Raw genomic sequence first — 12,443 nt, 5'->3', positions numbered from 1 at the left:
CCTCGATGGCTGGGATGTCTCTATTTGTTATACGTAGCAGTATAAATGTAGTTAGGGCAACTATTGATGAACAAAAAAAGCCATGTCCAGTCCAAGCGGTTTAGTTCGCAAGCATTTCCTGTGCTTTATATCCAATGACATTAATTGGATCTTTGGAGCTGGAATAGGCTGGTGAATAGCCAAGCTCCAGTTCAGGAAGGTCATGAACCGTCAATTTTCCTTTAATAGCGGTAGCAAGGACTGCCATGCGCTTATCAACACCATCAAATCCAACAACATTCGCACCATACAGTAAACCGGTATCTCCATTAAAGAATAGTTTAATCCATAACTTCTCCGATCCTGGATAATATGCAGCATGTGAATAGGTTGCTAGAAATGTATGCTTAAATATTCTTCCTTCCTCTTTTAGGGTTGCACTATTATGACCGGTAGTGGCCACGGTCAAATCAAAAACCTTCAGGATAGCAGAACCGAGATTCCCTTTATATGGTACAGGATTGCCATTTAAATGACTGGAAATAATATATGCTTGTCTGTGCGCTGGCCATGCCAGTGCGATTTTTTTCGGTGAACCTGTCAGGAAATCTCGAACTTCAACAGCATCTCCCAAAGCGTAGATATCCGAGTCACTTGTTTGCATATACGCATTCACTGCGATTGCCCCAGAGTTTCCAAGTTCCAAGGATGCTTCTGTAGCCAGCTTCGTGTTTGGTTTAATACCGATTGCCAATATCGTCATATCGGTATGTATTTTCTTTCCGCTGTTTAATACTAACGTTTTCCCATCTTTCTCAAACGCCTCTAATCCATCATTTACTATTACGTCGATATGTTTATCTTTCAAATAATCCTCGATGATCTCCGCCATATCCGCATCTAAATTTTTGAGTAACTGCGGGGAACGGTCGATAATCGTGCAATGTAATCCTAATGCATGCAGATTTTCAAGCATTTCCAAACCGATAAAGCCGCCTCCAATGATTGTCGTCTTTTTGGGTTTGAAGTTGCTAATAAACTCATTGATACGGTCCATATCCTCGATGGTCCGCAATGTGAAGGTTCGGCTATTAGCAATTCCTTCCGCATTCGGAACAATAGGAGTTGCCCCGGGAGATACGATCAATTTGTCGTAGGATGCTTCATAGTTCGTTCCGTTCACTTCGTATTGAATGGTTTTATGTTCCCTGTTGATGGAGGTGACTTCCGTGTTTGTATGGACATGAACCTGATACTTTTCAGCGAATTTTTCCACTGGATATAATAGGGTGTCCCGTTTTTCTACAGTACCTCCGATATGATAAGGCATCCCGCAATTAGCAAAGGAAATATACCCGCATTTTTCAAACAGCAAAATCTCTGAATCTTTATCGGTTCTGCGTATTTGGGCAGCAACGGTAGCTCCACCACCAACACCACCGACAATAATAATTTTCTGAGGCATTCCATTCTCTCCTTTAGGTAAGTTTTACGTGCCTTTCAGCGTTCAACGATCCAATTGATTTTACAATGAAATGGTGTATAGCTAGTTATTTTTATAATACCCCTAATGAGCTGAGAAAAACGATAATTATCGTGACTGGGACGACCCAACGTATCAACTGATACCACACCTGATACAAACTGTGAGGCAGATGGTGGCCATAGGAAAATTCCTGTTTGACCAAAGTCTTATCCATTCTAAATCCGATAAACAAAGCTATGAACAAACATCCGGCTGGAAGCATAATGTTGCTTACCAAAAAGTCGCTCGCATCAAAAACAGTCAGGCCACCTAGTTTAAAGTCAGAAAGCAGGTTGGAAGACAATGCAGCAGGAATACCTGCTATAAAAACAATCAATCCCGCAATGAACGAAACTTTTTTACGTGATCTTTTCGTATTCTCCGTAAATGCGGACGTAATGATTTCGAGCATGCTGAATGAAGATGTTAAAACTGCAAATAGAAACAACAGTAAAAATAAACTTAGGAAAACCTCACCGAATGGCATCTGGGCAAAAGCCTCAGGAAGTACGATGAAAAGTAGTCCAGGACCTTCCGCCGGTTCCAGTCCAAAAGCAAATACGACCGGAAAAATGGCGAGACCAGCGAGCAAGGATACGAAAATATTCATTATCCCGACAGATCCAGCAGCTGCTGGCAGGCTGACGTCTTTTTTTAGATAGGAGCTGTAAGTAACCATAACAGAAATACCGACCGCTAATGAAAAGAATGCCTGTCCAAGTGCATACAACACGTTTTCACCTGTCAGCTTGGAGAAATCAGGCTGAAGGAAGAAACGGATGCCTTCCATTGCTCCTTCGAATGTAACGGAACGAATAACAATCACAATAAAGAATACAAATAGTAAGGGCATTAAAAGTTTACTCGATTTCTCGATACCATCTTTAATCCCAAATGAAACGACAATCATATTGATGAGCACGAATAATGCCAGTCCAAAAATAGTTAGAAGGGGATTTCCGGTAATTGTCGCAAATAGCTCAGGATAGTTTGCATTGTCTTGAATAACCAATCCTGGTATGGAAAGCGCACTGTAAATTAAAACCCATCCACCTACTACACTGTAAAATGACATAAGTATAAAAGCACCGACAACACCCCAAATTCCGATAAAAGACCACGGAGACTTTGGTGCAAGTGTCTTGTAAGCACTGACAGCTTCCTTCTGTGCACCTCTCCCAATAATAAATTCTGCAATCAATAAGGGGAGGCCGATAATAATCGTAAATGCAATGAACAGGAGGAAAAATGCGCCTCCACCATTCATTCCTGTCATATAAGGAAATTTCCATATAGCTCCAAGGCCAATCGCTGCCCCTGCGGATGATAATATAAAGCCGAGTTTAGTCGACCATTGATCTTTCTTCTTTTCCATAGCTGTCGAAATCCTTTCTGTCCAGATAAATATCTAATCAGTATAACATATACTAGTTATGCTTTAAATTTAGGATAACTAAAACAAATTCTAACCATCTGGAAGTAGGGTGCATCTCCCGGTTTGTCTCGGAGATCTGGTATATCAAATCTAGAGCCTTTTCGTTCATTTTCATTTTTTATTATCGCACTTCTGTGTAGCGCTGGTCTTGCGCTACATGAATGACTTGTTTGAACTTATTTTAATGGGCGAAAGTTAAGTGGTAAATAGTAAAATACAACGTTTCTGAATTAAATTCAGTATTTTAAAAACAGTTGTACAATTCGTTTGTACTCATTTATACTTAAGATGATGGGATTTCTTTATTGGTAAGACAATGCAATACTCCCATTTAACTAGTCTCAACAGTCGGGGGAAGAAACTTCATTTACTTAGAAGGAGGTAAAATTATGACAGCGCTATCATTAGATGTTCGAAAACTTAGAAACTTTATTAATGGGGAATGGGTAGAGGTAAATAACTCGCAGACTGTAACCAATCCGGCGACAGGGGAAGAAATCGTCCAAGTACCTTTATCCGAAGCAGAAAGTGTAGATGCTGCAGTACAGGCAGCAAAGAAAGCACAGAAAGAATGGGCGCTTGTTCCCGCGCCACAACGGGCAGAAGTATTATATCGCGTCGGTTATATAATGAAAGAGCGAAAAGAAAGATTGTCTCAATTGCTTACGATGGAAAATGGCAAGGTGATTGAAGAGGCACGTGGTGAGGTTCAGGAAGGAATCGATATGGCGTTTTATATGGCTGGTGAGGGACGGCGTTTATTCGGCCAGACTACTCCAGCCGAATTGAAGGATAAATTCGCAATGAGTCAACGTTGCCCTGTCGGAGTTGTCGGGATTATTACGCCGTGGAACTTTCCAATTGCGATTGCTACCTGGAAGTCATTCCCAGCAATTGTTTCAGGAAATGCGGTTATTTGGAAGCCTGCAACGGAAACGCCGATCATGGCTTATGAGCTTGCCAAAATCTTTGAAGAGGCTGGACTCCCTAAAGGAATTCTCAATGTAGTATTTGGTTCAGGTTCAGTTGTCGGAGAAGCAATGGTCCATCATGAAGATATTCGCGTTATTTCGTTTACAGGGTCAAATGATACAGGACGAAATATTGCCAGCGAATGTGGGAAGCAATTGAAGAAGGTATCACTGGAAATGGGTGGGAAAAATGCAGTTATCGTAATGGATGATGCTGATTTGGACCTTGCTGTAGAAGGAATTCTATGGAGTGCTTTCGGAACAAGCGGCCAACGCTGTACTGCCTGCAGTCGCGTTATCGTTCATGAAAAAGTAAAGCAGCCCCTTGAGGAAAGATTGCTGGCTGCCATGGATAAGCTGACAATAGGTAATGGGCTGGATGAATCGATTAAGGTTGGGCCAATCATTAATCAATCCGGAATCGATAAAATTAAAAGCTACATGGAGATAGGAAGGGAAGAGGGAGCAACATTACTAGCCGGCGGATATGAACTTAAGGAAGGGTCCCACGAAAAAGGGTACTATTTTGCGCCAACATTATTTACCGATGCCAGTGCCGGAATGAGAATTGCACAGGAAGAAATCTTTGGACCTGTTGTTTCCATCATACCTGTTAAAAGCTTTGAAGAAGCAATCGAAGTAAATAATGGTGTGACATTCGGTCTGTCTAGTTCCATATTCACGAATGATGTTAATCGTGTGTTCAGGGCACAACGAGATCTTGATACAGGAATCGTATATGTAAATGCAGGAACTACCGGAGCGGAAATTCATCTGCCATTTGGAGGCACGAAAGGGACCGGAAATGGCCATAGAGACTCAGGTGTTCAAGCGTTGGATGTGTTTACGGAGTGGAAAGCAATTTATGTGGATTATAGCGGGAAATTGCAACGGGCACAAATCGATGTAGAATCATAAGCTATTCATAGAATTATATATTAAAAACTGCAGGGAGTGAACCATATGAGAATAGGAGTACTTGGTTCCGGATTAATGGGAAAAGAAACAGCACGTGATTTGGCAGCAAGTGAAGACGTTACCTATGTAGGGCTTGCGGATATCGATATCAACCGTGCAAAATCAGTCTGTGATCAACTTCAATCACCCAAGATAAAAGCATACGAGGTGAATGCATCAGACGAAAAAGAACTTGCTGCGTATATGAGACACTTCGATGTCATTATTAATGCTCTGTTTTATTCATTTAACGAGATTGTAGCGAAAACAGCTATAGAAGTTGGAGTCTGTTCCGTAGATCTCGGAGGGCATATCGGCCATATGACCGATAAAGTACTTGCGTTGGATGAGGAAGCAAGAGCTGCAGGTGTTACCCTAATACCTGACCTCGGTGTCGCACCAGGGATGATTAATATTTTATCTGGGTATGGTGCAAGTAAGCTCGATCAAGTCAAATCAATTAAACTGTTTGTTGGCGGTATTCCAGTCAAGCCAGAGCAGCCAATAGAATATAATCACGTATTTTCTATGGAAGGGGTCTTTGATCACTATACAGATCCATCATTAATAATTAGGAATGGCATCAGGCAGGAAATTCCTTCGCTTAGTGAGGTCGAAAAGATTCACTTTGAAAAATTCGGTCCACTCGAAGCATTCCATACATCAGGGGGAACTTCCACGCTTCCTCTTTCTTTTCCGGATGTGGAAACACTGGAATATAAAACGATCCGTTATCCGGGGCATGCAGAAAAATTTAAGTTACTCGTCGATTTAAATCTGACAAGAAATGATTATCATGTCAATGTGGATGGTAGATTGGTCAGGCCTCGGGATGTTTTGTTGAAAGTCCTGGATCCGATAGTTGAACTTGGAGATAAGGATGATGCCGTACTATTGCGGGTGATAGTATCTGGAGAAAAAGAAGGAACAAGTGTCTCTTATGAATATGAAATGACAACCTATAAAGATAGAGAGACAAATGTAACTGCAATGGCAAGGGCGACCGCAAATACAATCTCGGTAGTTGCCCAGATGATTGCAAGCGGAACACTTTCAAAAAAAGGTGTTTACCCACCCGAACGTATAGTACCTGGTGAACAGTATATAAAGGAAATGAGTAAACGGGGCGTACAAATCATCGAGTCCGAACGCATCGAAAAGCCTGCATCTGTTTAAGTAAATGAAGTAATATCTGATGATGAAAGTGGTGGGATAACAGTGAATACAATTTTTATTGCAGGACACGCAAGGCTGCCATCAGGAATGGCTGCAAAAAGCATCTATGAAACGCTGACAATTACTGCTGAAATCGATAAAAAATATGCCGTCATTGTTGCAGCGAATTGCACACTCGCAACAGATCATGGCAAGGAATTCGTCCACCAATTGCTGCGGGGACATAGTTTGCAGGATGGGATAACAAAGCCGATTGAAGAAGTGAAGCAGCATTATTTGGGAAAAGCAGGAAATGCACTTGCTTCAGCATTAAACGATTTGTATAAACAATACGAAAACTATAAACGTAATCAAGAAACCCACCCTTATGAATAGTAATGGGCTTACTTCAGAGGTGCAAACAAGACATTCACAAGCAATATCGCAGTCGTATTCACTGCGATATTTTTATTTTTATATAAATATTTGTCGCTGTTTGATTTCCAATTCGCATAGGAAATCACACTCGTTTTCATATAGACAGAAATAAACATTTCCGTCTTGTGACTTTTCTGTGATTTAACAGGTGAATTACGATGAGAAACAAAGGCATTTGGATATTTATGTTAAGTTGATAATAGAGTAATACAGAGATTGTGAAATTTTCACTTAAACTAACGGGGCAGGTTACTTGAGGAAGGTTAAATACTTTTTGTCAATTTTATAGAAGTAAAATGAGGTAGGCTTATTTAGTTGGATTAAAATGCAGGATAATTTAAGGGATGGTTATAGAAATGAATTTGAAAATTTAAGCGAGTGAAAAACTCTTATAGAGAAATATCGGGCAACTTCCAACAGAAAAAGTAAGAACATGAGGGCTATCATGTCCTTACTTTTTATTTGTTTATTGATAGATATCTGCATTCCTTTGATTTAGGATCTGCTAACCCAACCTCCGTCAACAACTAACTCTAACCCTGTGACATACTTTGATTCATCGGATGCTAAATATAGATAGGCATTAGCAATATCCATCGCCTCTCCAGCATATGGCTTTAAAGCTGCTCTTCCTTCATAAATGGCACCCATTTCTTCTTGGCTATGAATGCCAGCTGCTTCTACCATTCCGGTATAAATTGCACCAGGGTGTACGGAATTGACCCGGATATTATGTTCTCCAAAGTTTTGGGCAGCGTGTTTTGTTAATGAACGGACAGCCCCTTTGGATGCACTGTAAGCCGCTCCATTACCGTCACCAAATCCCCCAACAATAGCAGCAATAGATGAAGTATTGACGATGGAACCCCCACCATTTTTTTGCATATGAGGGATTACTTCTTTCATTCCTAGCCATACGCCAGTAGTATTGATTGCTAAAACTTTATTCCAATCATCTAATTCAGCTTCCAGAATACCTTTTGCTATATGAATACCTGCATTATTTACAAGAACATCAACTTTACCATGCTTTTCAATAGTTTTTTCGACTACTTCTTTCCAGGACTCCTGCTTGGATACATCTAGTTTAAGGGCAATTGCGTCTCCACCGTTGTTTACGATTTCCTGAACCCTTTCTTCCAACACATCAACGACATCTGTTGCAACTACTTTTGCTCCTTCTTTTGCAAACAATTGAGCACCAGCTAGTCCCATACCACTTGCTGCACCCGTAATGATTACCACTTTATTATCTAATCTACCCATATCTTATCATCTCTCCCTCATATATTTAATTAATATATATATATATTTAATTCATATATATTTAATTACAACTAAATTATAACGCTTGTAAAATAGTTTGTCCATTAATATGTTTTGTAGATTGGACTGAATGCGATACAAAAAAGAAGGAACATATAAAAAAGTGTTCCCTAATGAACTTAAACAAAACCAGCTTTTAATTAGTGAAACAGTTTTAAAGTTAATTTTTTCGTATATGGATTAATCGTTTGAAGGAGGTAATAAATATAAGATAGGGATTGAAGTTAAAGCATTTGGAGAAGTAGAAGGTATAGAGCATGCTTTTAAGGGGGTGAGCTAATGGGTGGGGTATATAAACTTCCTTCAACAATAGGTGAAGTTGAAGCACTATTATCTACGCTATTTGATGAAGTAGAAGATAGTAATAAAAAAATCCAAAGCAATGTGAAGAAAAAATAACAGTTCGTGCAAAAAGGAAAATGGTGAAATAGTATATTTAGATTAGAAGGATTGTTGCACTATCTGGTGCTATTCTTGATTCAGGCATTCGGTAAGATTTTTTAATATTTTTGGAGATGAGTTTATGAATATTATTGCTTATCAAGATAAGATAGGTACTTCTAAGTTTGAACCTTTATTTATTTAAATGATGTACTTACTTAGTTTTAAAAAGTCTAAATGGCTAAAGAAACAAATTATACAAATTAATAAAGACATTGATACGGTAAAAATAGAAAAATGTTTTAGTTGGAGATTGTGAAAAATGGTAATTAAAGTATCGAGGGGCAAAAGGAGATTTTAACGCCAACGGTGGGATGCGGGTTGGAGGGGCGTTAGCAACTGGGAAATCCCTTAAGGATTTCCCAGTATTAATGTAATAAATTATATCAAATCTTATCGTTATTAGAGAGCTGTCCATCCACCATCAATTACCAGTTCAGCACCTGTCATGAATTTTGATTCATCGCTTGCTAAGAATAAAACACCATATGCTATATCGTTTGGTTCTCCCATATATGGAAGTTGTGTGTGCGTTTTGTAATACGGCATTGCAGCTTCCATTGTAGACGCAGTCATTGGTGTTTCAATAATTCCTGGGTGTACAGAATTGACACGAATTTTATCTTTTGCATATTCTACTGCAGCTGATTTTGATAAAGCACGCAAGGCACCTTTAGCAGCAGTGTATGGACTTGATCCTGCCATTCCAACAATACCACCGATAGAAGAGACATTAATAATTGATCCACTTCCAGTCTTTTGCATTTCTGGAATGCAATATTTCATACCCAATATGCAACCATTTAAATTAACGTCCATCACAGAATTCCATTCGTCCATTTCCATATCTGCCATTGTTTTATTTACCGCTACCCCTGCATTGTTTACTAAAATATCTAATTTACCATAAAGTTCAATTGTTTTATTGACTATTGTCTTCCATTCTTTTTCTGAAGTTACGTCTTGTTTAATTGCAACAGCTTCACCACCGTCAGCAACTATATCTGTAACAATTGAGCTTAAATTTTCTTCATCTACATCTGTGGCTACGACTTTTGCACCTTCTTTAGCAAATAGTTTTGCTTTTGCTGCTCCCATACCGTTTGCTGCTCCTGTAATAATTGCTACTTTACCATTTAGTCTCATATTATAACCCCTCACTAAATATTATACACTGTGTAAAGTACTAAAACCCCATTTTATATTGATTCATTTAACATATAAATAAATATAAACAAAATGCTTTACACAGTGTTAAATTTATTATAACATATTTGTAAGGGTTTACAACAAATTAGGAGGGTTTGATATGGGAAGATTAGACAATAAAGTTGCAATTATAACGGGAGCTGCCTCAGGTATGGGTGAAGCTACAGCAAAAGCATTTGCACAAGAAGGGGCAAAGGTAATTGTAGCTGATATTAATATGGAAGGTGCAGAACGAGTAGTTAAAGAAATTTCTAGTGCAGGTGGAACAGCGGTTGCTCAGTTTGTAGATATTGGTGAACCTGAAAAAATTGAAGAAATGGTTCTAAGAGCAAAAGATGAGTTTGGTAAACTGGATATATTGCATAATAATGCAGCACGTTTGGATTTTCAAAATGATGTAGATGTTGCTGGTATGGATATCTTTGAGTGGGATGAAACCATGCGATATAATTTGAGGTCGGTTATGTTAGGATCAAAATATGCAATTCCTTTAATGATAGAAAGTGGTGGAGGTTCTATTATAAATACTTCATCCATGGGTGGACTTGTGGGAGAAATGGGGAAAACAGCATACGCTGCTGCAAAAGCTGGAATTATCGCCTTGACCAAAGCTACTGCAATACAATATGGTAAGCAAAATATTCGTTGTAACGCTATAGCTCCAGGGATGGTATTAAACGAAACAATTGTAGAAAATGCACCAGAATCTTTAAAGAAATTAATTGATATCTATATAGAGCATAAAGCTACACCAAGAATTGGGAATCCTATGGATATCGCATACTTGGCACTTTACTTAGCAAGTGATGAATCAGAATATATTACTGGTCAGGTAATTAATGCTGATGGTGGGATTTTAGCTCATAATCCTACAGTAGTAGATGTGAAAAAGGCTAATCTTAATTGGTAAATAAAAACTATATTTGGGTCAACACATTAAAGTGTTGACCCTTTTATGTTATATTTAAGTTTAAACTGACAAAGGAAGGGGCGAGATTCATGGTCAGTTCTGGAAAACGGCAGTTCAAAACAAAGTCAAGTATCTATAATGCAACATTAAAATTATTAAAGGATTTCGATTCAGAAATTACTGTTAAAAGTATTTGTGAAAAAGCAGGAATAACCAGACCAACATTTTACCGATATTATAAAGATACTACTCATTTATTGAACAGCATGTCCGAAGAGAGCCTTAACGAATTGAATAAAGCATTGGTAATAGACAAAAAAACACCTTTAAAAGAAATGAAGTATAATGAATTACCAATAAATATGATTAAGCTTTTTGAACACATATTAGAAAATAAAACCTTCTATGAAGTGTTTTTGTTGAATAAAAAAAATCAATATTTTACTGATCAAATGCTTCTTATTCTAAAAGAGTATATTAAACGAGGAATCGAATATGGAGCTTCAGACGATGACATATTAGTACCAATTCCTCTATTGTTAAATTATTCAACTGGAGCATATTTCAATAGCATTGTCTGGTGGATGCAAAATGACTACCCTTACTCACCGAAAGAAATGACTGCAATTTTACTTAGACTTTCAATTAAAGGACCGTATAGAAAGGAATTAGCAAGTTTTATAAAGGATTAACTCTATATCAAAGTTGCTTACAATAGAGTTAGTTTTTCAGTTTCTATTATCTTAATTCTCGTCAATTCCTTCCTGTACATGAACTTTGACTTGGTAATAATCATTCACATGCCATAAATGTATAATAATGAGAGAATGAGCTTAAGAGGTTAGTTTTAATAAAATCTTTTTCCAAATTAATCATTTTTTTCTAAAATCAGTATTTTTGGATAATAAAATTTGGGTAAAGTTTGAAAAAGTGGGAAATCCTTTGAGAATGAGGGTTTCCCATTTCGTTTAGGAAAATTTTATTCTCATGATTAATATAGTTTTTTCAAATTCTTTGAAAAAAAGTTTGAAAAAAGCGGGGGCAAGGAAAAACTTTATTATTTTTCGGACGGTCGAATGCGGGTTGGAATGGTGGGATTTAGCAGATATTTATTATGGTTGTACAATAAGAGAAAAGAAACGAAGGTTGGTTTGTAATATTTCATACCTAATGTTGAATAGTGAGGTAAGAGAAAAGAGGGATTCCAGTATCCCTATAACTTTATTGGACCTTCATTTAGAGGTGTTATGAACTATAGGTGAAAAAATGTTGTACCTTTTAAAGTTATCTTGATTTTTTAATTATTTCGTTCTTGCCTATTAGTACCATTTCTTATGTAAACGATTAGGATGATGTTCAATAGCTATCTGGTAAACTTCCTAACAATAAAAAAGCATGGATAAGGCATTTGGGTAGGAAAGGACTAAAAGTAAATATAGTAGACAAAAAAAGACTGAGGAATTAATTTGAAATAAGTTTGATTAATTGGAGTTTATTAGTAAAATTAGTGTTGAATCATAAGTGTTGTGAAAGATTGTACTTAAACGAACTGGTGCCATCCTGGAAGAAGGAGAAGCACCCTTTTTGTCGAATTTATGATAGGGGCAGATTAGTTCAATAAGAAACTAAAAAAGGGTTCTTTACTGTATTATTAAAGAAAATAAAGAAAGGAGAATTACATGAAAAGCTTTAGTGAAGCCGACATTGAAAAATACTTAAAATATACTGATGAGAATGTAATCCCACTTGAAGAAGTATTGGGTAATTGTTTTACATGTGGTTCACTTCTTAGTGAAGTAGAGTTGCCTGAAGGTCCAGAAAAAAAAGTTGTTTGCTTAAAAGACCGAGATTATTTTGTAGAAGGGTATGAAGAATTGCAAGAACTTGGAGAAATTTGAGTAACAATCATAAAAAAAATTATAAAAACAAACCTCTAAATAAATTAGAGGTTTGTGAATAAATGTACTTAAGCTAAACGGGTGCAAGAGTTAAACAAATGAGGCTGGGACATAACTAGCCAAAATGAATAAAAATGGTTCCGTTCATCGGTTTTTGGATGATCGGAACCATTTTTATTTGAATTATTTTCATCATCTA

Annotated in this window: 10 protein-coding genes; 6 read left to right on the top strand and 4 right to left on the bottom strand. The window is 37.5% G+C overall.

Annotated elements, in window-relative coordinates:
* Positions 1-100: 100 nt before the first annotated feature.
* Positions 101-1,444, bottom strand: coding sequence for a CoA-disulfide reductase (locus MN204_RS18695; RefSeq protein ID WP_249872614.1), 1,344 nt, complete (start codon positions 1,442-1,444; stop codon positions 101-103).
* 91 nt (positions 1,445-1,535) lie between these two features.
* Positions 1,536-2,879: a sodium-dependent transporter gene (locus MN204_RS18690; RefSeq protein WP_249872613.1), complete on the bottom strand. Its 1,344-nt coding sequence runs from the start codon at positions 2,877-2,879 to the stop codon at positions 1,536-1,538.
* Between the two features lie 449 nt (positions 2,880-3,328).
* On the opposite strand from MN204_RS18690, the gene MN204_RS18685 reads away from it, so the two are divergent.
* Genes MN204_RS18685 through MN204_RS18675 form a run of 3 tightly spaced genes read left to right on the top strand, consistent with a single transcriptional unit; the run spans position 3,329 to position 6,418 of the window.
* On the top strand, positions 3,329-4,828 hold the full coding sequence (locus tag MN204_RS18685; RefSeq protein WP_249872612.1) for an aldehyde dehydrogenase family protein: 1,500 nt from the start codon (positions 3,329-3,331) through the stop codon (positions 4,826-4,828).
* 27 nt (positions 4,829-4,855) lie between these two features.
* Positions 4,856-6,043, top strand: coding sequence for a saccharopine dehydrogenase family protein (locus MN204_RS18680; RefSeq protein WP_368858683.1), 1,188 nt, complete (start codon positions 4,856-4,858; stop codon positions 6,041-6,043).
* 42 nt (positions 6,044-6,085) lie between these two features.
* Entirely contained in the window at positions 6,086-6,418 is a 333-nt protein-coding gene (locus MN204_RS18675; protein WP_249872610.1) for a DUF3870 domain-containing protein, read from the top strand.
* 537 nt (positions 6,419-6,955) lie between these two features.
* Here the strand turns inward: MN204_RS18675 and MN204_RS18670 are convergent.
* Both MN204_RS18670 and MN204_RS18665 read right to left on the bottom strand, forming a co-directional pair.
* A complete protein-coding gene (locus MN204_RS18670; RefSeq protein WP_249872609.1) occupies positions 6,956-7,726 on the bottom strand; it encodes an SDR family NAD(P)-dependent oxidoreductase in 771 nt (256 codons plus the stop codon).
* A gap of 903 nt (positions 7,727-8,629) precedes the next feature.
* Positions 8,630-9,373, bottom strand: a complete 744-nt coding sequence (locus MN204_RS18665) for an SDR family NAD(P)-dependent oxidoreductase (protein WP_249872608.1) — start codon at positions 9,371-9,373, stop codon at positions 8,630-8,632.
* A gap of 163 nt (positions 9,374-9,536) precedes the next feature.
* On the opposite strand from MN204_RS18665, the gene MN204_RS18660 reads away from it, so the two are divergent.
* The 3 genes from MN204_RS18660 to MN204_RS18650 all read left to right on the top strand — a co-directional run bounded on the left by MN204_RS18660 (position 9,537) and on the right by MN204_RS18650 (position 12,244).
* A complete protein-coding gene (locus tag MN204_RS18660; protein WP_249872607.1) occupies positions 9,537-10,346 on the top strand; it encodes an SDR family NAD(P)-dependent oxidoreductase in 810 nt (269 codons plus the stop codon).
* A gap of 89 nt (positions 10,347-10,435) precedes the next feature.
* The gene (locus MN204_RS18655) at positions 10,436-11,038 is read left to right on the top strand and encodes a TetR/AcrR family transcriptional regulator (RefSeq protein ID WP_249872606.1); all 603 of its coding nucleotides are present in this window, start codon (positions 10,436-10,438) and stop codon (positions 11,036-11,038) included.
* 987 nt (positions 11,039-12,025) lie between these two features.
* Positions 12,026-12,244 carry a hypothetical protein gene (locus MN204_RS18650; RefSeq protein WP_249872605.1) on the top strand — a complete coding sequence of 73 codons (219 nt, stop codon included), beginning with the start codon at positions 12,026-12,028 and terminating at the stop codon, positions 12,242-12,244.
* Positions 12,245-12,443: the final 199 nt, after the last annotated feature.

The sequence above is a fragment of the Oceanobacillus saliphilus genome (assembly GCF_023522835.1).
Lineage (GTDB): Bacteria > Bacillota > Bacilli > Bacillales > Amphibacillaceae > Oceanobacillus > Oceanobacillus saliphilus.
This window is presented reverse-complemented; position numbering and strand designations above follow the sequence as displayed.